29 protein-coding genes, 1 pseudogene and 1 riboswitch are annotated in these 24,880 nt (G+C 34.8%); of the genes and pseudogenes, 21 read left to right on the forward strand and 9 right to left on the reverse strand.

Annotated features, from left to right (window positions below; genetic code table 11):
* Window positions 1–36 precede the first annotated feature (36 nt).
* Together ACIP9W_RS07995 and ACIP9W_RS08000 are read left to right on the forward strand one after the other, a co-directional pair.
* The gene (locus ACIP9W_RS07995) at window positions 37–315 is read left to right on the forward strand and encodes a DUF1033 family protein (protein WP_400787973.1); all 279 of its coding nucleotides are present in this window, start codon (window positions 37–39) and stop codon (window positions 313–315) included.
* 192 nt (window positions 316–507) lie between these two features.
* Window positions 508–708 (forward strand): cold-shock protein, encoded by a 201-nt coding sequence (locus tag ACIP9W_RS08000; RefSeq protein WP_090561394.1) that lies wholly within the window; start codon window positions 508–510, stop codon window positions 706–708.
* 83 nt (window positions 709–791) lie between these two features.
* On the opposite strand, the gene ACIP9W_RS08005 is transcribed toward ACIP9W_RS08000, so the two are convergent.
* The gene (locus ACIP9W_RS08005; protein WP_400787976.1) at window positions 792–1,430 is read right to left on the reverse strand and encodes a hypothetical protein; all 639 of its coding nucleotides are present in this window, start codon (window positions 1,428–1,430) and stop codon (window positions 792–794) included.
* Between the two features lie 104 nt (window positions 1,431–1,534).
* Between ACIP9W_RS08005 and ACIP9W_RS08010 the strand changes: the two genes are divergently transcribed.
* Complete coding sequence (locus ACIP9W_RS08010; RefSeq protein WP_400787978.1) at window positions 1,535–2,017, forward strand: YkvA family protein; 483 nt, start codon at window positions 1,535–1,537, stop codon at window positions 2,015–2,017.
* Window positions 2,018–2,262: 245 nt separating this feature from the next.
* On the opposite strand, the gene ACIP9W_RS08015 is transcribed toward ACIP9W_RS08010, so the two are convergent.
* Both ACIP9W_RS08015 and msrA read right to left on the reverse strand, forming a co-directional pair.
* Complete coding sequence (locus ACIP9W_RS08015) at window positions 2,263–3,867, reverse strand: ABC-F family ATP-binding cassette domain-containing protein (RefSeq protein WP_400787980.1); 1,605 nt, start codon at window positions 3,865–3,867, stop codon at window positions 2,263–2,265.
* Window positions 3,868–3,952: 85 nt separating this feature from the next.
* Complete coding sequence (gene msrA / locus ACIP9W_RS08020) at window positions 3,953–4,468, reverse strand: peptide-methionine (S)-S-oxide reductase MsrA (RefSeq protein ID WP_400788200.1); 516 nt, start codon at window positions 4,466–4,468, stop codon at window positions 3,953–3,955.
* Between the two features lie 121 nt (window positions 4,469–4,589).
* Here msrA and ACIP9W_RS08025 point away from each other — a divergent pair, with 121 nt between their 5' ends.
* The 8 genes from ACIP9W_RS08025 to metA all read left to right on the forward strand — a co-directional run bounded on the left by ACIP9W_RS08025 (window position 4,590) and on the right by metA (window position 13,439).
* On the forward strand, window positions 4,590–5,531 hold the full coding sequence (locus ACIP9W_RS08025; protein ID WP_400787982.1) for an LCP family protein: 942 nt from the start codon (window positions 4,590–4,592) through the stop codon (window positions 5,529–5,531).
* A 73-nt stretch (window positions 5,532–5,604) separates the two neighbouring features.
* Window positions 5,605–6,801, forward strand: coding sequence for an AI-2E family transporter (locus ACIP9W_RS08030; protein ID WP_282244842.1), 1,197 nt, complete (start codon window positions 5,605–5,607; stop codon window positions 6,799–6,801).
* Window positions 6,802–6,806: 5 nt separating this feature from the next.
* A complete protein-coding gene (locus ACIP9W_RS08035) occupies window positions 6,807–7,202 on the forward strand; it encodes a sporulation protein (protein ID WP_400787984.1) in 396 nt (131 codons plus the stop codon).
* A gap of 166 nt (window positions 7,203–7,368) precedes the next feature.
* On the forward strand, window positions 7,369–7,596 hold the full coding sequence (locus ACIP9W_RS08040; protein WP_400787986.1) for a hypothetical protein: 228 nt from the start codon (window positions 7,369–7,371) through the stop codon (window positions 7,594–7,596).
* Between the two features lie 67 nt (window positions 7,597–7,663).
* Window positions 7,664–7,795 (forward strand): RAxF-45 family protein, encoded by a 132-nt coding sequence (locus ACIP9W_RS08045; RefSeq protein ID WP_308421238.1) that lies wholly within the window; start codon window positions 7,664–7,666, stop codon window positions 7,793–7,795.
* A gap of 119 nt (window positions 7,796–7,914) precedes the next feature.
* Entirely contained in the window at window positions 7,915–9,783 is a 1,869-nt protein-coding gene (gene abc-f, locus ACIP9W_RS08050; protein ID WP_400787988.1) for a ribosomal protection-like ABC-F family protein, read from the forward strand.
* A gap of 293 nt (window positions 9,784–10,076) precedes the next feature.
* The gene (locus ACIP9W_RS08055; protein ID WP_400787990.1) at window positions 10,077–12,083 is read left to right on the forward strand and encodes a methyl-accepting chemotaxis protein; all 2,007 of its coding nucleotides are present in this window, start codon (window positions 10,077–10,079) and stop codon (window positions 12,081–12,083) included.
* Window positions 12,084–12,339: 256 nt separating this feature from the next.
* Window positions 12,340–12,448: riboswitch (SAM riboswitch) on the forward strand.
* 82 nt (window positions 12,449–12,530) lie between these two features.
* Window positions 12,531–13,439: a homoserine O-acetyltransferase MetA gene (gene metA, locus ACIP9W_RS08060; protein WP_400787992.1), complete on the forward strand. Its 909-nt coding sequence runs from the start codon at window positions 12,531–12,533 to the stop codon at window positions 13,437–13,439.
* Between the two features lie 30 nt (window positions 13,440–13,469).
* Here the strand turns inward: metA and ACIP9W_RS08065 are convergent, their stop codons facing one another.
* A complete protein-coding gene (locus ACIP9W_RS08065; protein WP_400788202.1) occupies window positions 13,470–14,402 on the reverse strand; it encodes an aldo/keto reductase in 933 nt (310 codons plus the stop codon).
* Between the two features lie 332 nt (window positions 14,403–14,734).
* Here ACIP9W_RS08065 and ACIP9W_RS08070 point away from each other — a divergent pair, with 332 nt between their 5' ends.
* The 3 genes from ACIP9W_RS08070 to ACIP9W_RS08080 all read left to right on the forward strand — a co-directional run bounded on the left by ACIP9W_RS08070 (window position 14,735) and on the right by ACIP9W_RS08080 (window position 16,785).
* Window positions 14,735–15,319 (forward strand): histidine phosphatase family protein, encoded by a 585-nt coding sequence (locus ACIP9W_RS08070; protein ID WP_400787994.1) that lies wholly within the window; start codon window positions 14,735–14,737, stop codon window positions 15,317–15,319.
* A 69-nt stretch (window positions 15,320–15,388) separates the two neighbouring features.
* Entirely contained in the window at window positions 15,389–16,012 is a 624-nt protein-coding gene (locus ACIP9W_RS08075) for a DUF4652 domain-containing protein (RefSeq protein ID WP_400787996.1), read from the forward strand.
* Window positions 16,013–16,122: 110 nt separating this feature from the next.
* Window positions 16,123–16,785, forward strand: a complete 663-nt coding sequence (locus ACIP9W_RS08080) for a hypothetical protein (RefSeq protein ID WP_400787999.1) — start codon at window positions 16,123–16,125, stop codon at window positions 16,783–16,785.
* A 40-nt stretch (window positions 16,786–16,825) separates the two neighbouring features.
* Here the strand turns inward: ACIP9W_RS08080 and ACIP9W_RS08085 are convergent, their stop codons facing one another.
* Window positions 16,826–17,059 (reverse strand): PepSY domain-containing protein, encoded by a 234-nt coding sequence (locus ACIP9W_RS08085; RefSeq protein ID WP_282244828.1) that lies wholly within the window; start codon window positions 17,057–17,059, stop codon window positions 16,826–16,828.
* A gap of 259 nt (window positions 17,060–17,318) precedes the next feature.
* Window positions 17,319–18,278, reverse strand: a complete 960-nt coding sequence (locus ACIP9W_RS08090) for a PLP-dependent cysteine synthase family protein (RefSeq protein WP_400788001.1) — start codon at window positions 18,276–18,278, stop codon at window positions 17,319–17,321.
* A 118-nt stretch (window positions 18,279–18,396) separates the two neighbouring features.
* Between ACIP9W_RS08090 and ACIP9W_RS08095 the strand changes: the two genes are divergently transcribed.
* Window positions 18,397–18,951 (forward strand): helix-turn-helix domain-containing protein, encoded by a 555-nt coding sequence (locus tag ACIP9W_RS08095; RefSeq protein WP_400788003.1) that lies wholly within the window; start codon window positions 18,397–18,399, stop codon window positions 18,949–18,951.
* A gap of 123 nt (window positions 18,952–19,074) precedes the next feature.
* On the forward strand, window positions 19,075–19,734 hold the full coding sequence (locus tag ACIP9W_RS08100) for an HAD family hydrolase (RefSeq protein ID WP_400788204.1): 660 nt from the start codon (window positions 19,075–19,077) through the stop codon (window positions 19,732–19,734).
* A gap of 152 nt (window positions 19,735–19,886) precedes the next feature.
* Here ACIP9W_RS08100 and ACIP9W_RS08105 read toward each other — a convergent pair whose 3' ends face one another.
* From ACIP9W_RS08105 to ACIP9W_RS08115, 3 genes are read right to left on the reverse strand one after another with little or no spacing between them, the layout of a single operon-like run.
* Complete coding sequence (locus ACIP9W_RS08105) at window positions 19,887–20,111, reverse strand: hypothetical protein (RefSeq protein ID WP_142537014.1); 225 nt, start codon at window positions 20,109–20,111, stop codon at window positions 19,887–19,889.
* Entirely contained in the window at window positions 20,112–20,285 is a 174-nt protein-coding gene (locus tag ACIP9W_RS08110) for a YvrJ family protein (RefSeq protein ID WP_400788005.1), read from the reverse strand. It abuts the gene before it with no gap.
* Window positions 20,278–20,790: a sigma-70 family RNA polymerase sigma factor gene (locus ACIP9W_RS08115; RefSeq protein WP_400788007.1), complete on the reverse strand. Its 513-nt coding sequence runs from the start codon at window positions 20,788–20,790 to the stop codon at window positions 20,278–20,280. Before ACIP9W_RS08115 ends, ACIP9W_RS08110 begins: the two co-directional genes overlap by 8 nt.
* A 504-nt stretch (window positions 20,791–21,294) precedes the next feature.
* Between ACIP9W_RS08115 and ACIP9W_RS08120 the strand changes: the two genes are divergently transcribed.
* The 5 genes and pseudogenes from ACIP9W_RS08120 to ACIP9W_RS08140 all read left to right on the forward strand — a co-directional run bounded on the left by ACIP9W_RS08120 (window position 21,295) and on the right by ACIP9W_RS08140 (window position 24,653).
* Window positions 21,295–22,602, forward strand: a complete 1,308-nt coding sequence (locus ACIP9W_RS08120; protein WP_400788009.1) for a helix-turn-helix domain-containing protein — start codon at window positions 21,295–21,297, stop codon at window positions 22,600–22,602.
* A 1-nt stretch (window position 22,603) separates the two neighbouring features.
* Entirely contained in the window at window positions 22,604–22,738 is a 135-nt protein-coding gene (locus ACIP9W_RS08125; protein WP_400788011.1) for a hypothetical protein, read from the forward strand.
* Between the two features lie 373 nt (window positions 22,739–23,111).
* Window positions 23,112–23,654, forward strand: a complete 543-nt coding sequence (locus ACIP9W_RS08130; RefSeq protein WP_142537010.1) for an NADPH-dependent FMN reductase — start codon at window positions 23,112–23,114, stop codon at window positions 23,652–23,654.
* Window positions 23,655–23,984: 330 nt separating this feature from the next.
* Window positions 23,985–24,098: pseudogene (locus ACIP9W_RS08135) on the forward strand (ArsR family transcriptional regulator); the annotation flags it as partial.
* Between the two features lie 138 nt (window positions 24,099–24,236).
* Window positions 24,237–24,653, forward strand: a complete 417-nt coding sequence (locus ACIP9W_RS08140; RefSeq protein ID WP_400788207.1) for an SRPBCC family protein — start codon at window positions 24,237–24,239, stop codon at window positions 24,651–24,653.
* Window positions 24,654–24,880 lie beyond the last annotated feature (227 nt).

A 24,880-nucleotide genomic window follows, 5' to 3' on the forward strand; every position in this document is an offset into this window, starting at 1 on the left:
AATATGAGTTAACAATAAATGTTAGAGGCGATATGTATGTTTGAAGTTATTTATATGAAAGCAGATTACGAACCTTGGTGGGCATTTGAAGGTTGGGAAGAGCATATTGTAAAAAAAATGACCTTCGATCAAGAGGAAGAAGCACTGCAATATTTAAATAAGATGTTGGATGAATTTCGAGCGAAGTTTCCAAAAGAGCAAGTAAAAGGAGATAAGTATTGGGCATTTTGGTCAATAAAAGAGCAATGTTACTGTGAATCCTGTGAAGATGATTTGCAAATCTTTCATGGAGTCATTTGGAATAGTATGAAGTAAACGATTTAGAATTATAAAAAAACTTGTTGACTATATTTATCCAACTGTTATACTTTAGTTAACAATTTAAAGTGAGAAACAGTATTTGTAATTCACATATCCTATGTAGTGATCGATGTGATGTCGGTACTTCATGGAATATGTGAATTTTTGTTTATCACATATTGATTAATATTTTTTGGAGGTAATAACATGAAACAAGGTACAGTAAAATGGTTTAACGCAGAAAAAGGATTTGGATTTATCGAAGTAGAAGGAGAAAACGATGTATTCGTACACTTCTCTGCTATTCAAGGTGAAGGATTTAAATCACTTGAAGAAGGACAAAAAGTAGAATTTGAAGTGGTAGAAGGTAACCGCGGACCACAAGCTGCAAATGTAACTAAACTATAAGAATAGTTAAAAAGAAGCTCTCCATTTTGGAGTAGCTTCTTTTTTTAGGTGTTCTTTCACTTATTATGGTGATTCAACCAATCTCAATCTATACTTTCGAGGACAGAAGTGACGATAAATTGTTCATCGCCTTCTTGCATGATAAATTCACGTTTTATTTCTCCAAAGTTTTTAGCGAAATATTTTCGTGTAATAGAGTAATCCTCATTTGTTTTTTCAATAACGATAACATCATCAAATGTTTGGAGATCAGTTTTCAGTTTCTCTGTAGTTGAAGTAATTTTCCAACCGTTAAAGGTTGCTCCAACTTTAATGGGAGAAGCGAAATATACTTCGATTTCTTGCATCGCTTGGAGTTCTGCAAGACTATGCGTCGTAGGTTCATATGCTTCGCCGTTTTCTGCTATAAGACTTATTTTATCATCTTGTACATGATAAATTCTTTGGACAACTGTGCCGCCATTATCCTCATAAGTAGTGACGTAATTTTCGAACGGATATAGAGTTGTCAAACTATAGGATGCATATTCATTTCCTTCTCCCTTATAATGAGCAACGGAATTATCAGGCATAAAAAAGTGAGATAAACTTAGTGAAGATTCAGAAGGGGAGACTGCTTCTTCTAAAGGTTTTTTTGTAGGTGTTTCCGTATTTGCAGGTTTTTGGTCTCCGCAAGCAACAAGAAAAAGAGTAGGTATAAGGAAAAATAAATGCTTGATCATTTTAGTTACCTCCTTGTATTGTTTATGATTAGACGGTTTAAGTGGTTATTTGTTTCATTTTGTCGTTTTTTTGGTATAGTGAAAATAAGAGAGGAGAGATAGGAATGAATACTGAGTTGAAAAATGAGTTACCTCCTTATGAGGAGCAGCAAGATTTTTATATGAAGTTGCGTTCAAAAATTACAGATTTTGCTCAATCTAAGACAGGGAAAACGTCTAAATTTGCACCGTATTTATTGTTTGCTCCAGACTTATTTCATTTGCTTATAAAATCGATGTTAGATAGTCGAATTGATGCAAAATATAAAGCACTTATTGGTAGTGGTATTTTATATTTTATTACACCGCTAGACGTCTTGCCTGAAGGATTAGTCGGACCTGGAGGTTTTATCGATGATATTATTGTGGCTACATATGTGGTAAATATGTTATTAAATAAATTTTCTGCAGATGTCATTGAAGAGCATTGGGTCGGCGATGAAAAATTATTAAATGCTTTAAAGAAAATCTCTGAAACCAGTGATACAGTAACAGGTAAACTACCATCGAAATCAATATTAGGAAAATTTATTAAGAAGTCTAAATAAAGTGAAACCTCAATCAGTTGGGTTTTCTTCATCCAGCACTGATTGTTAGTTGAACCAGTCGTGCTTTTACGGGCAGTTGATCTCCCACTTATCTTTTCGTTTAGGAAAGAGGCTTCATTTTGCAGAGAAGAACAGAAATAGTCTATTTGACACTAACATTCTAACCGTAATTTTTAACAAGCTCAAATAGCAAAACAGGGTATTCTGCCTCGACATAATCGAAGTAGAATACCCTATTTATATGTTTATGAAAGTTTTTGTGCTTCTTTCCATTCTAGGAATTCATCATATGTTAATTGTTTATCTAAAATAGATCCGTCCTCACGGATTTCAATGACACGGTTTGCGATCGTTTGAATGAACTGATGGTCATGTGATGTGAAAATCATAGCGCCTTTAAAAGCGATCAAGCCATTATTTAAAGCTTGGATAGACTCTAAGTCTAAATGGTTGGTTGGCTCATCAAGTAAAAGTACATTTGACTCAGAAAGCATCATTTTAGAAAGCATACAGCGAACTTTTTCTCCTCCAGATAGAACAGAAGGTTTTTTCTTCACTTCTTCTCCAGAGAATAACATACGTCCTAAGAATCCACGTAAGAATGTCTCACTTTCATCATCAGGAGAGTATTGACGTAACCAGTCTACTAGAGAAGTTTCGCTTCCTTCAAAATACTTTGCATTATCTAGTGGGAAGTAAGCACGACTCGTTGTAACGCCCCAACGAATGGAGCCTTCTTGTGGTTCTTCTTCCTCTGCTAGAACGCGAAGCAATGCTGATTTTGCTAACTCACCTCCAAGAAGAATAATTTTATCTTCTTTGTTTAAAGTGAAGTTCATTTTAGAGAATAGTTTTTCTCCTTCAAATGTGTAGCTTAAATCTTGAACTTGTAAAACATCATTACCGATTTCACGTTTCATGGAGAAATTCACGTAAGGATATTTACGTGAAGATGGTTTAATATCATCTAATTCAATTTTGTCTAACATTTTCTTACGAGAAGTTGCTTGTTTAGATTTAGAGGCATTTGCACTAAATCGAGCGATAAAGGCTTGAAGCTCTTTAATTTTCTCTTCTTTTTTACTGTTTTGATCAGATGCCAGCTTCAATGCAAGTTGACTCGATTCATACCAGAAGTCATAGTTCCCAACATATACTTGGATTTTACTAAAGTCTAAGTCCGCAATATGTGTACATACTTTGTTTAAGAAGTGACGGTCATGAGATACGACAATAACTGTATTTTCAAAGTTGATCAAGAAATCTTCTAACCATTGGATCGCTTTAATGTCTAAATGGTTCGTAGGCTCATCTAGTAAAAGAACATCTGGTTTACCGAAAAGAGCTTGTGATAGTAACACTTTTACTTTTTCAGAACCTGTTAACTCAGACATTTTCTTTTGATGCATACTATCAGGAATACCAAGACCTTGTAATAGGATTGCAGCTTCTGATTCTGCTTCCCAACCATTTAAGTCTGCAAATTCACCTTCTAGTTCTGCTGCACGCATGCCATCCTCATCAGAGAAATCTTCTTTCATATAGATAGCATTTTTTTCATTCATTACTTCGTATAAACGTTTATGTCCCATAATAACGGTTTCTAAAACTGTATACTCTTCGTATTCGAAGTGATTCTGTTTTAGAATAGCTAAACGTTCATTTGGATTCATGATGACGTTGCCTTCCTGGGCTTCAATCTCTCCAGATAGAATTTTGATAAATGTAGATTTACCTGCTCCGTTTGCACCGATTAAACCGTAACAGTTACCCGGTGTAAACTTTATATTTACGTCTTCAAATAGTTTACGATCACCAAAACGAAGACTTACATTACTTACTGCAATCATGCTAGTACCTCCTAAAGTTCACAATGCTCTTATTATACCACGAATTAAGGCTAACTTGGTATTTTAAATAATTGTTTTATAATGCTTATTTCCAATGTTTGTCGATAAATTCGTCTCGGCCCGATTGCGCTCTGTCTTCTTTGTAGTGATCGGGACTTTTTTTATAAAAATCTTGGTGGTAATCTTCTGCTTCAAAAAATGTTTTTGCATCTCTGATTTCTGTAACAATTGGTTTAGAAAATTTTCCGCTTGCAGCTAATTGCTCTTTTGCTTGTTCTGCAAGCTTGCGTTGTTCTTCTGTATGTACAAATATTGCCGACTTATAACTTTCTCCACGATCTTGGAACTGTCCGCCTGCGTCAGTTGGATCAATTTGTTGCCAAAAGATTTGAAGTAGCTCATTGTACGGAAAAATGGAAGGGTCATATTGAATTTCAACCACTTCTAAATGCCCGGATGTTCCTTTTTTTACGTCCTCATATGTCGGGTTTTCTATATGACCTCCCATATAACCGGAAGTTACTTTATGTATGCCATCCCACGAATCGAACGGTTTTACCATGCACCAAAAACAGCCGCCTGCAAAAGTTGCTTTTTCCATCATTGTCATTCCTCCCATAATAGCATCATGTATTTTACCATGAGATACTAAAATGTACAAAATTCCGAAACTTAAACGGGGAAAATACGTTATTATAAGAATATAAAGGAGCGATATTATCATGGAAGAAGAACGACAATTACGAACAGGACGTAAGCGAAAAAGAAGACTCCGAGTAGGACGAGTCTTTACGTTATTTCTTGTGTTAGTAATACTGATAAGTGGAATATATGCGGTTACGCAGTATTCCAGTGGATACAAATTAGCGAACAAAGAAGTGGATTTAACGATCGATTTTGAAGGGGACAAGCTACAAGCTGGGGAACGGGAAAATATATTAGTACTTGGGGTAGACTCAAGGGGACAACAACAGGCGCGCTCGGATACGATGATGCTTGTTTCTTGGGATAAACAAGATAACGATGTGAAGATTATTTCGTTTATGCGAGATATTTATGCAGATATCCCAGGCTATCAATCGTATAAATTAAATACAGCGTATTATCTCGACGGGGTTCAGTTATTAAAAGACACGATTCAACAAATGTTTGATCTACCAATTCATCATTATGCGTTAATCGATTTTAGTAGCTTTGAATCACTTGTAGATATACTTGCACCGAATGGAATTCCAGTAAATGTGGAAAAGGACATGTCAGAGAAAATCGGAGTTTCCCTTACACAAGGGCAGCAAAATTTATCGGGTAAAGAGCTGCTTGGTTATGCAAGGTTTCGTGCAGATGAAAATGGCGATTTTGGGCGAGTTGAAAGACAACAAAAAGTGATGGAAGCATTAAAGGATGAAATACTGTCCATCGGAAACCTATCTAATACACCGAAATTTTTAGGTGCGGCTGAAGGGTATATCGAAACAGATTATTCTAGAACCGATAAAGGAAAACGGATAATAGATGCGCTCATTAGTGGAAAGCTTGAAATAGAAAAACTAACGATACCAGTAGAAGGAACATATACGTTTTCTAGCTATAGGCATGCTGGATCTGTTCTTGAAATAAACACAGAAAAAAATAAACAAGCGATCGATAACTTTTTGGAAAAATAATAATGCTTAAACATTTGCCAATCTTTTCATTCGTCCGTAAAATATATTATATAGGAAAGGGTGTTTGATAAAAGTGGAGCCTGAAAAACCTTCTTTTTTTTCCACAAGGTACATAAAATTTTTAGGAGGACGTAATACGTTCTTTACATTTATCCTAATATTATTAATCGGACTGATTATTATGGTATACGGGGAAGTATCATTTATCTTTAGTCCATTAACTATATTCCTAGGAAATGTAGTTTTACCAGTAATTCTAGCTGTTATTGCATATTATTTATTGAGGCCAATTTTGAGACTGATTGAGAAGATAAAAATACCTCGAGTGTGGGGTATATTAATCATTTTCCTAGCATTGATTGGATTAATAACGTTACTCGTATTTTTAGTAGTTCCGTTTTTAAAGTCACAGTCTACTAGGTTGGTCGAGGAATTGCCGGTTTACTTGATTCAACTACTGAACTCTTTAGACAGTTTTTTAAGAACTTCTTTTGTTGCGGACTATTACTTAGAAATTGAAAAAGAAGCAATGCAAGTGTTAAAGAACGTACCTGCAGAAGTGGGAGAGTTGTTTCAAAATGCAATTTCTAGTATCGCAACGGGAATCACATCTGTATTAGGAGCGGTAACAAGCTTCGTTTTATCGATTATTTTGGTTCCATTTATTCTGTTTTATTTATTAAAAGATGGAGAAGAACTACCCAAATTTGTAATAAGAGTTTTTCCACCTCGTATGCGTGAGGATTTTCACTCTGTTTTCAGAAGTATTGATAACCAGATCAGTGCCTATATACAAGGCCAAATTCTAGTGTCCATCTGTATTGGATTTATGATATTTATTGGCTTCACAATTATTGGCATGGAATATGCATTGCTTCTTGGCGTGATTGCAATGGTTACGAGCGTAGTACCTTATTTAGGTCCAGTTATTGCAATTACTCCCGCTGTTATTATTGCACTTGTCTCTTCAGATCCGCTTATGTTAGTGAAGCTTGCTATCGTGTGGACGGTTGTTCAGTTAGTGGAAGGAAAATTCATCTCTCCACAAATTATGGGTAAATCCCTTCATGTGCATCCAATCACAATTATTTTTGTATTAATTACTTCTGGAGCGTTATTTGGAGTTCCAGGTGTTATTCTTGGGATTCCAGGGTATGCAATATTAAAAGTGATTGTTGCTCATTTTTATACTTTATTCAAAAAACGATATAATAGATATGAACCGAATTTAGAAAATCAATATGAGCATACAAATAACAAGGTGGATTGAGAGTAATGGCAAAGAAGTTTGAATCATCTATAAAAGTACAATCGATTAAAATAGATACGGTTGTAGACCATCCATATATTGAACACGGTATCAATCTTTCTGGTACTATTTATATTGATGGTGTTCATGATGATGAATCGATAGAAAATATTAAACTGGAGGTTTTTAAAGTAAGAAATGAGCTTGTTTCTGAAATCATCTCCAAACATTCAATTGAATTAGTTGGGTCGGTTGCTTCCAAGGATATGCAAATGATTCCGTTTGAAATCATGCCGGATGAAAGATGGATACCAGATGGAGAAGAAGAAGTATCCAAATTAATTTTACGAACGACTGTTTTATTTGAAAATGGCAAAGAATTCAGTGATGAAGATGAAATTTACTTTGACATAGAAGAATAAGAAAATGTAGAAACTCCAGTGATTTTACTGGGGTTTTTCTTGTATTTTGGGAATTATATAATTATGATGCGTGCGGAACGCTTTTATTTTCGGTTGAGACGATAGTATTTTTCTGTATAAAGCTGTTAAATTAGTGCAATCTAATGAAAAAGTAGGAGGAAAATAAATGAACAAAAGAATTTCAACCGTTTTACTTGTTTCATTGATTATGCTATCAGCATGTGGTTCCAACCGCGATTCAAACGAACCTGCAAATCCCGAAACACAGATGGACAGTCAAGAGCAAAATCTGCCAAACACTGGAAATGAAGAAGTTAATGAGGAAAATGATCTTGGTATCCCAGACACTGGTGATGATATGAACGACCCGACTTTTGAAAAACCCAAAAAATAATCCATTGAATTATTTGAATAATGATGATAATATAAATTTAACTATATGGAACGGAGGTGAAGGAAGAATGAAAAACGCTGTGAACGCACATAGATTTATATTGGAATTTTTATCCACATCTTGTGCGATTACTCATGAAATTGCTGACAACGGGATAAGTCTGCCCATTTTTAGCAAATTGAATGAATTTCACAGCTGATAAAGTCATTCTTTCTGAACCATTTAAGTTTGGAAAAGACTGCTTTTTAGCAGTCTTTTTTTCATGGAAAAAAGATGCTTCCAGCTGGATTTAATCTAATGGAAAAGGAAGCGAATAACATGATATGTACAATACAAGAAATAAGCAAAATGCTTGGAGGAAATATAATTTTTGAAAACCTGTCTCTTTCTATAAAGACTGGAGATAGACTTGGAATAGTTGGACGAAACGGTGCCGGAAAGACAACCTTATTCAAGTTAATTGCCCGAATTGAAGCTGCGGACAAAGGAAGTATTCATTATAAAAAAGGAACGCAGATTGGTTATTTGGCCCAAATCCCTACATTTTCTGATGAAATTACGGGTTATGATGTGTTGAATAGTGCGTTTCAGTCTTTAAACGTAATGCAAGAGAAGATGAAAGAGCTTGAGGTTAAGTTGTCTACTTCAAATCCCGAAGATATGGAAAAATTACTGCAAACATACGGAGATGTGCAAGAAGAGTTTACAAACAATGGTGGATATTTAATGGAATCAGAGCTTGAAAAAGTGATTCAAGGGCTACAGTTATCCAACTTTGTTTCACAACCTTTTTCAAATTTAAGCGGCGGAGAGCAAACAAAAATTATGCTAGGCAAGCTTTTGTTAACCAAACCGGATCTGTTGTTACTAGATGAGCCTACCAATCATTTAGATTTATTTGCAGTAGAGTGGCTAGAGGAATATTTAGTGAATTATGCTGGAACTGTTGTGATTGTTTCGCATGATCGATATTTTTTAGATCAGGTTGTAACAAAAGTGGCTGATCTAGAAGATGGCGAACTAACGCTCTATCATGGAAACTACTCTTTCTTTAGTATCGAAAAAGAAGAACGACTCACGCGTGAGTTTCAAGCATATGAAGAACAACAAAAAAAGATAAAGAAAATGAGAGAGGCTATTAAACGATTAAGACAATGGGCAAATGAAGCGATTCCTCCAAATCCGGGTTTACATCGTCAAGCTCGAAATATGGAAAGAGCTTTAGAGCGGATGGAAAAGGTTAGAAAACCGCTCATCGATCCAAAAAAGATAGATTTGACTTTTGAAGCTGCCCCTCGGAGCGGAAAAGAAGTGGTTGTCATGGAAGAAGTGTGCAAATCATTTGATGAAAAAAAGTTACTTCATCTTGCTAACCTCCATGTGTACTGGAAAGACAGATTAGCAATTGTTGGACGTAACGGCACTGGAAAATCGACCATATTAAATTTACTACGCGGAGAAATACCCATAGATAAAGGGGTTGCGCGTCTTGGTAGTAACGTTCGAGTAGGCTATTTGTCGCAGCATTTCCATATAACAGATCCTAAAGCACGTCTCATTGATGTTTTTCGGAGTGAAGTAAATGTATTTGAAGGAGATGCACGCCATATACTTGCGAAGTTTATGTTTTATGGGCCGGATGTATTTAAACGAATAGGTGATCTAAGTGGCGGAGAACGAATGCGTTTACGTCTTGCACAGTTAATGCATCAGGACATCAATATGTTAATGCTAGACGAACCGACGAATCACCTAGATATTGACTCTAGAGAAGTATTAGAAGATGCACTAGAAGACTTCCAAGGGACGATACTTGCTGTTTCACACGATCGATACTTTTTAAATAAGCTATTTCCTAGAACTGCATGGTTAGACCAAGGACAATTATCCACTTTTGAAGGCCCATATGAATGGGCACGTTCTAAATGGGAGGAATTACAAGCAAAACAACCTAAATTAGACCAAGTGGAATTAAAAGAAGCATCCAAGCCTAAACAAACAGTGATAAAAAAAGAGCATCCCATTGAAGAGACAATTGCTGCCTTAGAAGTGGAAATCAATTCAATTACAATGCAAATAGAGATGGAAAATGACTGGGACCGTTATGAGCAATTATTGGCCACTAGAAAGGACCAGACTCAGCTTTTAGAGGAATTAATGGAGCAATGGATGAAATTAGAAGAATAATTGGTATTGTAATTATTAAGTAACTTGAACAATAATTTGCGGGGATGAATTTCTATCCCCGCATTTTAAAATAGAATGGGAAATATATATGAAAAGCTGGAAAGAAGTTAAAGATGGTTTAATTAATATAAGGTAATCTCTGTCAATTACTTGAGGTATAATCAAATAAATCTAAAAATTCTATTCCGTTCTACAAAAATATTATTCTTTAGTAGGTATAAAGTCTATTGTTAGTAGGATAGATAGATAGTATGTTTGATTTTACTACACTAATAGAAGAGAGAAGATGTTATATGAAAAAGTCAATAAAATGGAAAATAATCGGCACTGTAGCAGCGCTTATAGCTGTTGGGCTAATAATTTTAAATCTGATGAGTACATATACTGTCAATAAAAAGACAGAAGAGAGCTTAATAGAACAAAGTCAGGTGTTAGTATCCGAAATGTCATTATCTATTTCCAATTATTTAAGTGCATATGAAAAAGGACTTATGCAATTATCCTCCACACGGGAGGCTCTCGACTATAGGGATGAAAGATCCACTCCTGATCAAGCTACAGCTTCTCAATTAAAAACAGAATTAGACGCTAAATTTAAAGAGTTTTCCTCGTTATTTGATGCAACTTCGTCTGTATATTACGCATTGCCCAACAAGCAATTGGAGATTTTTCCTAAAGTAGATCTTGGGTCTGATTTCGATCCTACAGTAAGGGATTGGTACAAATCAGCATTGACGGAAACTAACCGTGTACATTGGTCAAAACCATATGTCGATTCGGCAACTGGCGAGTATGCAATAACTGGTTCAAAAGCTGTCCTTGCAAATGGCAAAGTAATCGGCGTTGTTGGGATGGATATTCTATTGGCGCAACTTACAGACACGGTATCATCAAATGAATTAAGCTTTAATGGATACCCAGTAATTGTAGAGAAGGACGGTACGGCAATTGTACATCCAACGATGTTTGGAGAAGACCTTACAAATTACGCATATGTAAGTGAAATGCTAACAAGTGGAAACGACAATGGAATTGTGCATGATAAAGCAGAAGGGGTATCTTATGTCACTGTTTATTCAACGATTCCAGGTCTCGATTGGAAGTTAGGGGTCGTATATGATGAAAATAATATACAAAAAACAGCTTCAGATATCCGTAATATCATTATTGTTATTTCCTTTATTCTGTTGTTTGTATTATGTATCGTCCTTTTCATCACGATTTCTCGTATCGTTAAACCAATCGATGAACTAAAAAAATTGATGGATTCAGTTGCAGCTGGAGATTTAACCGTACACGCTACTGTCAAATCGAAAGATGAAATAGGTCAATTAGCCGATAACTTCAATAAAATGACGGAAAGCATGCACAATATTATCGAAGTGGTAAAACATTCTGCGACAAATGTACAAGCTAACTCTGAGAGTTTAAGTGCGGTAGCAGAAGAAACAAACGCATCTGCAGAACAAGTTGCAATAGCGGTAACTGAAATAGCAGAAGGTGCCTCAAAATCTGCGGAAGATGCAGAAGAAGTAACAAATAACTCTGCACACCTAAGCGAACAAATAAACTTAATCAATGCAAAATCAATCGCTATGACCGACATTGCAACGAAAGCAAACGCGATGAACACTAACGGTCAAAGTCAAATGCGTGAATTGAAATCATCATTTCATAATTGGGAATCCAATTTGAAGTCAATGTCCGATGTTGTTGGTACTTTAGAAAGCAAAGTAAAAGCAATCGGAGGGGTCATGGAAACGATTATGGAAATTTCGGCGCAAACAAATTTACTTGCTTTAAATGCTAGTATCGAAGCAGCAAGAGCTGGCGAACATGGAAAAGGTTTTGCGGTAGTTGCAGAGGAAGTAAGAAAACTGGCAGAGCAATCTGCCAGAGCTACTGATGAAGTCAAAAAGACAATAACTGAGCTACAGCAAGAATCCGTTTTAGTTAGCAAGCAGATGAACGAAACAAGAGAAACATTCCAAGCTCAGGGCACGGTTGTAACAGATACACAAATTACTTTTGAAGAAATCTCAGCTTTAATGGCGAATATGCAGACTTCCATTGATGAAGTATCCGAGGAAATTGAACAGGTTTCCAAGTATAAAGAACAAGTAGTGGAAACGATTCAACTGATGGCAGCAACTTCTCAGCAAACGGCAGCTGCTTGTGAAGAAGTAAGTGCATCGTCTGATGAACAACTTCGCGCGATCCAATCTGTAGCAGAATCTTCAGAGACACTAACAGAACTAAGTGAGAAATTAACAGAGGCGGTAAATCGCTTTAAAGTCTAAAATCAATTAGTAAACCCTTTCGAATGGAGAATGCTCTATTCGGAAGGGTTTTGTGAAATCAAACTATATCTGATATTTTTCAGAAAGTATTAAAATTCTATGCAAACAAGCTTGTTCTTAAATTGAATGAAAAGCATGAATAAAGACCTTACTACTAGAATATCTTTTACTATAATCTTTTTATTAATTTCAAATGTTGCATAAATATTTGGCGCATGGTAGTATTTACTAGATTACATAAACCAACAAATTAATATTCTTATCAAGAGAAGCAGAGGGATATGGCCCTGTGAAGCTTCAGCAACCTCTGATATTGTCAGAAAGGTGCTAACTCCTACAAGATTTTTTGTCTTGAGAGATAAGAACTGAGAGCTATTTATAAAACCTCTTTTCTTATCCATAAGAAAAGAGGTTTTTTTATGTTACATAGAAAGGAAGAGGAAGACAATGCCGATTAATGTACCAAAACAGTTGCCAGCAACAGAATTACTTAAAAAAGAAAAAATATTTGTGATGGATGAGGAGCGTGCGGTAGCACAGGATATACGTCCATTAAATATTATTATATTAAATTTAATGCCCGAGAAAGAAAGAACAGAATTGCAGCTTTTAAGATTATTAGGGAACACACCATTGCAAGTGAATATTGAGTTTATGCATATGGCTACACATGAATCGAAAAATGTTAGTAAAACCCACTTAAATACGTTTTACACAACGTTTGAGGATATCAAGCATCGAAAATATGATGGGATGATTATAACAGGAGCTCCAATTGAGCATTTAGCATTTGAAGACGTAAATTACTGGGAAGAGATGGTCCAAATAATGGATTGGACCAAAACGAATGTGACCTCTGTATTAAATATTTGCTGGGGGGCACAAGCTGCTTTATACCATCACTATGGAATCGGAAAATATGAATTACCAAAGAAATGTTTTGGGGTGTTTGCTCATCGATTATCTGATTTAACAGTAGATTTAGTACGGGGATTTAATGATGTTTTTCACGCACCGGTATCTCGCTTTACATCTGTTTCTTATGAAGAAATAAAAAAACATCCAGAACTAAACTTACTTTCTATCTCTGATGAATCTGGTGTATTTCTTGTTATTTCGAATGATGCAAAACAAATTATGGTTACCGGTCATTTAGAATATGATGCGACTACTTTAGCGGATGAATATAACCGTGATCTATCTAAAGGAATTGATATGGATGTGCCTGCTAATTATTTCCCTAATGACGACCCGGCAAACGAGCCATTAAATACATGGCGTTCTCATACACATTTACTATTTTCGAACTGGTTGAATTATTACGTATACCAAGCAACACCTTTTGAATGGGAATAAAAAACACAGAGCGTTCGCTCTGTGTTTTGTTTATCTAAAAATACGATCAATTTCTGCTACCTCAGTAGGTGTTAGCTGCACTTCTAATGTTTTGATATTAGCTAAAACTTGCTCCGGTTTTTTAGCTCCAGGTATGATTACATCGATACCCTGTTGAGATAAATACCAGGCAAGCACAATATTTGAAACCTCGGCATCTTTATCATTAGCTATTTGGCGCAATTGTTCTACTTTTTCTAAGTTACGCACAAATGCTTCTCCTTGAAATAATGGATTTTTTGAACGGCCATCTTCAAATGTACTATTTTTATCGAACTTTCCTGTCAATAAACCAGAAGCTAGTGGGAAATAAGGTATAAAAGAAATAGTATACTCTCTTGTATATGGCAGAAATTCATTTTCTGCATCACGTTTTAATAGATTGTAACCCGATTGGAGAACATCAATATAGCCATCTTGGTTACCTTCTTTTAGTTGCTCCAAAGTAAAATTCGATACACCAATGGCACGTATTTTTCCTTCCTCTTTTAAACGGTGAAGTGCCCCAATAGCTTCTGCTTTTGGCGTGTTTTCATCTGGGTAGTGTATATAAAATAAATCAATATAATCTGTTTGCAGGCTACGCAAGCTATTTTCGACTGTTTCTCTCAAAAACTTAGGAGAGTTGTCTATTAGAACTTGGTCATTTTCCAATTTATGCCCGCCTTTTGAAGCTATAACAATGTCATGACGGTTCTTACTTTCTTTTAATACTTCTCCAATTAACTCTTCTGATCTTCCTTTACCATAGATGAAAGCTGTATCTAAAAAGTCGATTCCATTATTAATTGCTGTGCGAACAATCTCCTTTCCAGTCTCATCGTTTAAATTGGGAAAAAGATTATGCCCTCCTACTGCATTTGTACCAAGCCCTACTGGATTTACGAATAGACCCGTCTTACCAATCTCTACTTTAGCTACCATAATCGTCATAACAACTCCTTGTTAGAATATTCTCTATTATCTTACCAGTAATACGAACTAAAGTGATAGGAATTGCTACTATATAATTCTCTAAAGAGAAAGAATTGGTCAGGGAAGTCTCCTATTGCTTTTTTATACTATATTTTAACAAAGAAGCAAACATAACATTCAAAAGTTTCTAGATAGCTGATATTAGTAAAGTAGAAGGATAATATATCTTTAATGACGAATATTCATAAAGATAACAAGAAATTAGTATTGAAGGAAAAGGTATAAATCGAGAAGTAAAAGAATAACTATAAATGAGAATAAAAAATAGGAGCAAAAAGATTATGATAACAAACTTATATTTCGTGCGCCATGCACATTCCACTTACTCACCTGACGAGCTGAATAGACCGCTGTCAGAACGCGGCATAGAGGATGCAAAACTAACGACCAATCTCTTGAAAGAGTTGGATATCAATCTTGTCATTTCCAGTCCTTATAAAAGAGCCATTCAAACGGTGGAAGGAATAGCAGAATATATCGGGAAAGAAATAGAATTGATCGATGAGTTCCGTGAACGTTTGCTCTCCGAACATCCTATAGCCGATTTTGACAAAGCCATTGCTAAAGTATGGACAGATTTTGATTTTGCATTAGAAGGGGGAGAGTCTAATTATGTTGCTCGAAAGCGTGGAGTAGAGGCAACTCTCCAAGTTTTAGATAGGTTTAAAGGTCAAAATATTGTTATCGGAACACACGGCAACATACAAGTATTAATCATGAATTATTTTGATCAGCAATATGACGTTCATTTTTGGGAGCGGCTTGCAATGCCAGACATATATAAACTCACTTTTAATAAAAAAAGTCTTGTGCAAGTTAGTAGAATAAAAAAAGATGAGTTGAGTCTATCAAACACTGGCTTATAAGATAAAAATAAACAGTTTTAACCTTGAAAATTGCGCAAATGAAGTGAAATGAGCGGGGGGTACTTATTTATGAACGAAACTATGCAACAGCTGAAGCAAAAAATAAGAAATATAACGATTATTGCTTTTATTGGTTTTCTTTCTTTTAGTATTTTTTTTACGCCTACTGTTTTAGGTAAGGGTATAGAAAATATCCCAACACAATTTGACGCAAAGGTAGAAAAAAACTATGAAGCCAGCTTTCATTCAGGATGGAAAAAGTCTTCAGATGGCTTGCAGCAAGCGGCTATTGATGGAAGAGGAGAATTTGCAACAGAGGAAGGAGAAGCAGTCCTAGTTATAGAAAATATAAAAACAAAGGCAACAACTATTTATCAGTTAAAAGATAATGATTTAAGTCAATATACACCCAAATATATTGAATGGATTGATAAAAATCGTTTGTTTGTCATTATAGGTTACGCATACGGGTCAGTAACGACTGGTGGGAAACTATATGAACTAAATACAAAGGATAACAAGCTTACTCCGATTATTGAAAATTTAAAGGAAAACGAAGAAATAATATCTGTGAAAGTAAATAAAAATGGTACTTTCAATTATAAGAAACATGTCTATGACAGTGATAACTATGAGGAAAGCGAAAGCCATATCGAGGACAAAAGGCTTCCTCTTCCTAAATTGAAAAAATGAAAAGAGCTTGGTTCTAGCTGAACTGGAACCAAGCTCTTTTAAAGTAGTATAGATAAGTAAGAAAGAATATATTTTATCATTGCTATTAAGAAAGAAGAGGGAAAGATAACATGAAATTAGCATGCTTGCACGCGCATCATTCGAATATTGATTATATAGAAAGTGCTTTAGCACATTTTAATATAGAATTAATGCATTTTGTGGATCCTGGGCTTATGAATAAAGTGACACACGATCATAGCTTTTCCCAATTGAAGGCCAGGAAGAAAGTAAAAGAACAAATTGAATGGATAGCAAGTTGCAATGTCGATGTTATCCTTATTACTTGTACAAACTATATTGCGTTATTAAACGAAGAGGATCTTTCTTGCTCCATTCCTATTATTAAAATAGACGAACCTTATTTTGAAGCAATTTGTCAATTAGACAAACGTCAAGTAATCCTTTTTACTAATCCGGCTACAGTAGAGGGAACGATGAAACGACTGAAAGATTATGCGGAGACAAAGCAAAAAAGCTTAAATATAGAGGTTATGGTGATTGAAGGAACCTTTGAATTATTGATGCAGGGGTTAAATGAAGTGTACAACCAAATGATTTCTAGCTACATACGTAAAATTATAGATGATGGAAAAAAAGAAATCTCCGTTGCCCAACTATCAATGGTGAATGCCTCCAAACAGCTTGAACGCGAGATCTCGAAAACAATTATTAATCCATTGGATACATTGAGCTCGACCATAGTTAATCTATTACATAACACAAAAAAGTAATCCATTAGGTGAAATGCTAATGGATTATTTTTTTACAAAATTATCTATTAAAAAACGTGCTACTTTCCTGATCAATATCTACTATTACCCCTGTTTTTGCATTGACATCTACTTGATATACTCTGCCTTGAGCGGTCGAAATGAATACCTCATACACTAAAAGTCCGTTTTCCATATCTAAATCTACATGGATAACTTGCCCTGGGACTTGACGTCTTGCGACTTGCATTGCTTGTTCAATAGTAATACGCTGCATCTGCATAGGGTTAACCAATGATGATAATCCTCCTCTTCTAACATGTATCATTCTAGGGTATGTAAGAGATGGAACAACGGTTACCTTTGTAATAAAAATATTCCTAGTTCCAACTGGTAATTTATTTATTACTGGACAATGATTTTATGATGCAGATACATAGTATAATATTTAGTTTAACAATTGATACAAGAACCTCCCTTATTCCAGCTGTATCAGCAAGCTTCATTTAGGATTTTGATTAATCTGTCCAACTTAAAGAGCTAATTTACTTTTGTTACTCATATAGATCTGTACTTAAATATTTGAGACCGGAGTCATTTATCGTTAAAACAATATTTGCTCCCTTTTCCGGACCTTTCAATAACTCCAATGCTGCAGCAACATTCGCTCCTGAAGAGAAGCCAGTAAATATTCCCTCTTTTTTTGCTAGTTCCCTGGAAACTCTAGTAGCTTCATCATCTGAAATATGAATGTAATCTGTCACTAAGCTTTTATCTAATAGAGGAAGTTCCATTGAATATCCTCCTCCTTGTATTTTGTGATTCGGATTGGTTGGTTTTTTATTGGAATAATAGGGAGCAGTGTCTGGTTCCACTAAATAGCAACGAATGGTAGGATTATGTTTTTTCAATGCTTTTGCGCATCCAGTAAAAGTTCCACCAGAACCAGCAAAATCAAGGAAAACGTCTATTTCTCCGTTTGCTTGCTTCCACATTTCTTCACCGGTGAAATATTCGTGCGCATGGATATTGCCAATATGATTAAACTGATCCGCCCGAAAAGCATTTCTCTCTCTTGTAATTTGTTGTGCTACTTCTTCCACCCTTGCTAAATCTTCGCCAGACACTTGACCTACCGTTGATCCAGATGCTTGGTCAACTAAAACTACTTCTGCCCCAAGCGCGCTCATCATTCGTGCTCGTTCTAAAGAATTTCCTTTTGACATAACAGCAACAAATTTATAACCTTTCACACCACACACAATCGCAAGTCCTGTTCCTGTATTGCCACTAGTTAGCTCTACAACCGTTTGACCAGGTTCAAGTATCCCCGCTTTTTCTGCCTCTTCTATTATTTGTAATCCAATCCGATCTTTTTTGCTGAATCCCGGATTCAAATATTCTAGCTTTGCAAAAATATTCCCTTCTAAACCTTCTGTAATTCTTGATAAGTGAACCATAGGAGTGTTACCGATCACTTGATGGACACCTGAGAACATAAAATTGTTTATCATGGATAATTTTCCTCTTTTCTTGTATGATATTCTGTATAAAGTACGTTTGTACTTTATAACGACTATATTAATCTATAAAGTCTATTTGTGCAATATAACGCATTTTCGGAGGGTAAAAATGGATCGTATAAATCAAAATATCGGGAAAAATCTTAAGAGAGTTAGAAAAGAAAGAAATATAAGCTTAGATAAAACTTCGGAATTAACTGGAGTAAGTAAAACGATGTTAGGACAAATTGAAAGAGGAGAATCCAATCCAACGGTAACTACTCTTTGGAAAATAGCAAATGGATTACGATTATCATTCTCCACACTTATAAGCGAAGAGACTCCAACCGTATCTATCATAAAAAAGAATGAACTAAATCCGGTTATAGAAAGTAATGGTCAATACCAAGTTTATCCATTAGTTCCATTTAATGCAGAAAAACAATTTGAAGTCTATGCAATTACACTTGCATCAGTATGTGAACATCAATCAGAAGCGCATAATCCTGGTGTAAAAGAGTATATATTTGTGAATGAAGGAACGTTAGAGCTTGTAATTGACGGAGAGACTTACGTAGTGAATAGGGAGGATGCGATTTCCTTCCAAGCAGATAGAAATCATATTTATCGAAATAATGGTGATAGTGTAGTGAAATGCACAGTGATCATCCATTATCCTAGTTAAACGAAATTAGTGTAATCTTTTAACGTGATGAATTGGCAACCTGGCTAATGATCTAAATATAGTTTAATAAATTAAGAATATTTGGTAAAATTTAAGTGAGTGGAAACTATTTTCGGAGGTAGGATAATGAAAGCAATCATTTTTGATTTTGACGGCACTCTAGCTAATACTTTACCTATTTGTTATTATTCCTTTCAAAGTGTATTTAAGGAATTTGATGATAAAAATCTCTCACCAGAAGACATACGAGCGATGTTCGGGCCGTCAGAAACAGGTATTATCAGAGAGAACCTTGTTCATCCCAACAAAGAACAAGCCATTGAATTGTATTACGAAAAGTATTTAGAAAAACATTTACATCTAGTGGAGCCCAATAATGAGATGGACGAATTATTGAGATCTATTAAAGAAAATGGACATAAGCTTGGTATAGTCACTGGTAAAGCAAGAAGAAGTCTAGAAATCTCCTTAAAAGCACTACAAATGGAAGGTCTGTTTGATGTTATTATCACAGGTGATGACGTCATCAATCCTAAACCACATCCTGAAGGGATAATAAAAGCATTATCATTACTCGACCTAAACAAAGAGGATGCGATGTTCGTGGGAGATAGCGAAGCAGATATAGCAGCTGGGGTCTCCGCAGGTCTATTAACAATTGGAGTACAGTGGCTGGAAGATTATCAAACCGCTGACTTTATCACGCAACCCGATCGAATAATAAAAGAAATCAAACACTTTAACCACATACTTAACGAATTTACAATTCAAAGTCGTTTATAAAAAATATGTAAAGATACTAAAAACTGCACCATCATTTGTTAGTCTTTACTAACAACTGTGGTGCAGTTCATCTGCGAATGGGGATAGCACTTGAGATAAATTTTCGTGCTAGTGATCTAGTCAACTTAATAAATAGTAAATCTAAAATTTTTTCAGCACCTCGTTAGCATTCCAGAATAGTCTTGCATCTGTTCTTCTCCTATGAAGTCAAAAAAACCTGGGACTTCAAGATTGATATTATTCTTTATTATTTTAATCATACGTTCTTTTAGATCTTGTTCTAAGTCTTCTCTGTAATCATTGCTTGTTTGAAATAAAACACTTTGCATTTTGGGCTCTAGCTGTTTTAAAATAGCGAGAATGTCCGTTTCGTCCATTTATTCACCTCCTTTTCTTTTATCCATACTACTATTAACTACATTCTCAATGTTGTGGATGGCATTTTCAAGCGATTCTATTTTATTTTCAAAACGGTGTAACAAGTAAATAGATACCACAATTGGAAAGCCAAAGTTGCCGATTAAAGGTACAATGTTCCCCGCATCAATCATGAGTAATCCCCTTTCTAATTTTTTTTATAACATTTTTCCTTGTCTTAGAGACAGCTTGTTGGGTAATCCCTAAATATTGAGCAATCTCTTTATCTGTCATTTGCCTTACATAAACAAGTGACAGTATTTCTTTTTGTCTAGCTGTAAGAGTTTTAAAACAAGTAAATAATTTTTCGTTAGATATATGGTCCTCAATGTCTTTCGAAGAATCAATTGAATCGGAATATGATTTCTCGAAAAAAATTGGCGTTTCTAAATGATTTGTAAGGATTAATTGGTATCTATGTTTATATGTTCGTATCTTATGATCAAAATGTTTACTCTCATAGTGCAAAACTTTTATAAGATAGGATAGAATTCTGTAATTTTGATAATACTTCTTAAATTTTACATCAATTTTTTGTTTTATTTCTTCTGAGTTAGTAGTTTGAAACTCTTCAAATAACATTTTGTTGTAAGGACATTTTAAAAATTCTTGTACTATTTTCTTTTTTTCGGAACCCATTTTGTCACTCCTTCACAAATAAGAATCTTCGTTCTGATTTGGCGTGTGAAAAATAATGTGTTGTATCCCGGGTAAGATATATCTTGTCCTATAAAGGGGATTTCTCTTTATTTTTAACAACCTTTTTCTAAAAATATTTATAATTTAGTCAGGACTTTATGCTCTATGTGGTATAATAAAGAAGAAGTAATATTTAGTAAAAAGTAATTGTTCTTTCCTAAATACTACTAAAAAATACCCGTTTTTAGAACAAAAATAAGTTGGGAAATATCATTTATTACTTATATTTATTTTTATTGAAATTCTTCCGATTTCGTGAAAGAAGGAAATTTTAATAGTATATAATATTTTTTGGATGGCAGACATATCTATATATTAAACTTGTTCATCACCGCACTAAACCCTTTTCTATGCTTATTGTCGTAATAGGTCGAGCGATTGTTAAAGGTTTCTTACTTTTCATAAAGAACTAATACATGTACTAAGTGCAAAGGGGTGGGGAAAATGAGTAGTATAGGTTATACCATCAAGCAAGAGAGATTAAACCAACAAATCAAGCAGTCAGTATTGGCAAAAGGGATCTGTTCTACTTCCTATCTCAGTAAGATCGAGAATAATTCCACTGTTCCCAGCGAGGAAGTGATCACTTCCCTGCTGAAAAGGCTAAACCTGGAAATAGAAAAATTACCAAGCGAAGAGGAAAAGAAGTTCATTGAAGCTTTTTACGAGGAATATAAGAAAGCGATCATGCAGAGGGATAAGAAATGGATTAGAGAAATACTGGAGAAGTACTCTATTGGAAATAGTTACTTTTTGCAACTAGAAAATTTCTATACTTACAACCTGTATATGTTTCGATTAATGTTGATATTGAACGAAAAGACAGAGGTTTTACAATCCGTATTTGATGTAATCATAAAATCAGAAAATGATTTTGATGAGAAACAAAGATTTTTAGGAAATTTAAATGTAGGTCTGTATTATTACTTAAATGGCGACTATTATAAAGCGTTAAACAGGTTAGAGAGCTCCGTGAAGTTTGTAAATAATGTATCCAATGAAGAATGGGAAATAGCAGATTTTCACAATGTACTCAGCTTGATTTATTTTAAATGCAATCAATTTTTTAACACCATTAATCACGCTTCAAAATCATTAGGCTACTATAAAGACAATCTTCTATTCGAAAGAGCTATTGATAGTTATATCGTTATGGGGGTTGCTCATAAAAAAATGAGAAGATACGAGGAAGCAGAGAAAAATTATAATCTAGCCAAAAAGCTGGTGATAGACTATAAAGTTGTACATTATGAAGGGATGATTTATCAAAATATAGGTTCATTATATGCAGTTCAAGCAAATCAAGAGAAGGCAATTGAGTATTATAAGCTAAGTTTGAAAAGTAAAGAAGAAAATGATAACGCGGAAGGATATTTAATATCTATTCTTTCCATCATCAAGGAATATTCCAAGCAAAATAACCATGTGGAGGTTCTTAGTTGGTGCAAGAAAGGCTTTGAAGTCATCGAGAACTTGGAGAATAAATTCAGTATAGAAAATCGATCCTATTATTGTCATTTAGACATTTATAGAGCTTGTTACTCTTCAACTGATGACTTGGAAGTGGTATTAAAGAGAGGGATTGACTATTTTAAATTAATTCATGACGACCGGCATGTTCAAAAGTATTCCATTCTACTAGCGAATTACTACTTTAAAGAAAGTAAGTTTAAGGCAGCAAATTTATATTATCAACAAGCTATTCAAATGCTATACAAACAAAATTTTATAACGAATTGGGAGGATTTATAAAGTGAAAAAGAAAAACGTATTTATATGGTTATCTTTCGCCTTGATCTTGTCCTTGAGTTTTACAACATCCGCTATTAATCTTGCAGAAGACGAAGTTCCTAGACCTACATCTATCGATCACACTTCCTTTTTATAAAGAGAAACTTCAATCAGTGGGGGTTTTTCGACGCACAGGACGTGTTAATGCGGGATAAAGTTTAATTTAATATAGGATGCCAATACTCGTCAGCTCTAAATAGGCTGATGAGTATCTTTTTTTGTATGAAAAAATGCATGTGTTTCACTTTGAAGGGGATAACTAATTGGGAAATGCAATATGTCTATCCAATCTGATAGATTAATGACCACAGTCGAAAGTTGCGCTAGAGACAACTTCGTTCAGTATTGAGCAAATAATTTTTGAAATGAAGGGACATAGTATAAAATAAAAATGTTGTTTGTATTTTATTAAAGTAAAACAACTATTTTATAACAAATTTTCGTCTAATGGACATCAGGAGGAAACAAATATGAAAGTAGTAGCAATCGTTGGAAGTATTCGAAAAGAATCATTCAATTTAAAGTTAGCACAGCATGTACAAAAACGTTATGCAGATCAATTTGAGCTTGAAATATTAAGCTTACGTGATCTACCAATGTATGATCAAGATATCGAATTGGAGGCACCACAAGCTGTCCTTGATTTTAAAGCTAAAGTAAAAGAGGCAGATGCAGTCCTTTGGGTAACACCTGAATATAATTCATCAATTCCAGGTGTGCTCGGGAATGCTATTGACTGGTTGAGCCGTGTGGACAAAGTGATGAACGGCAAACCATCCATCATTATGGGTGCTTCTATGGGCGTCTTAGGAACAGTAAAAGCACAAATGCACTTACGTGATATTTTATTCGCAAGTGGCTTAAATTCACCACTATTACCAATGAACGAAGTATATGTTGGCGCTGCACATGAGAAATTTGACGCGGAAGGTAATTTGACAGACGAAGCGACAATCAAATTCTTAGATGTAGTAATCGGAAACTTCCAAGAGTGGATGAAACAATACGTATAATAAACTTGCTCCCTTTTACAACTATTGTATAAGGGAGCTTTTTTTATTGGTTAAGAAAAGCAATAGAGATATAACATAGCGAGTTGAATGATGTTTCCGCCTGATCAAAGGATAAGGCAATGGAATAATGATGTAACTTGACATGTCACTATTTGGTGTCCTATACTGATTTTAAGACAACAAAAGGTGTCCTATTCGGTTATCAAGTGGTTAATCTATGACATTACAGGTAATAATTATAAAAAGGTGGGAGGGATAATGGACGAAAAAAGTCAATCGCGGGACGTTTATGAAGCTGTCGCTGATCCAACAAGACGAAAAATACTTCAAATGTTAGCAAATGTGGAAGAATTACCTCTATATGAAATAACGATTCATTTTGAAATGGGTCGTACTGCCGTTTCTAAGCATTTAACTATTCTTAAAGACGCGAATCTAGTTATTGCTCGGAAGGTCGGAAGAGAAACGAGGTATCGACTTAATGCAGCTCCCTTAAGGGAAATTCAGGATTGGGTATCTTTTTATGAAGGCTTTTGGAAAGAAAGAATGGTTAAACTAAATCTATTATTGGAGGAACAAAACATGAAACCAGATGTATCATTAGATTTTCAATTTACAAGTTCAATTGAGCAAGTGTGGAATGCCTTAACAGATTCGGAGACACTTGCAAAATGGATATGGAAAAATGACTTCAAACCTGTTGTTGGACACAAATTTCAATTCCGAGCTGAGCCAAATGAATGGTGGGATGGAATTGTAAATAGCGAAGTATTAGTAGTGGATGAGCCAAATTTGCTTTCGTATACATGGGAAAGTGCTGGAGAAAGTACTACTGTTACATGGACTTTGACAAAAAATACGGATGGTACTACTCATCTACATTTCGATCAAACTGGCTTCAGTGAAGAAACAAAAGCTCGTCAGGGAGCAATCGAGGGAGCTAAATATAGTTGGATGCAAATGGGCGAAAAGCTAGAAAAAGTTTTAATAGAACAGTAACAATATTATCATCATCCTTTAAAATCCAACCTTTTAGATTATCTTAATCGTTATATATATAAACCATTCATCCAAATAAGGGTTCCATTCTGCAGTAAAAATTGTGCCCTTATTAATGTTTATAAAGGCGCATTTCTGAAACAAGAAAGGCGCTCTTCTTATTTTTCAGCTTTTCAATTGAAATTTTACTGATGTGGCAACACTAAATTTAGCGAATAGAGAGGAGA

This window comes from Psychrobacillus sp. NPDC093180, from assembly GCF_044754065.1.
Lineage (GTDB): Bacteria > Bacillota > Bacilli > Bacillales_A > Planococcaceae > Psychrobacillus.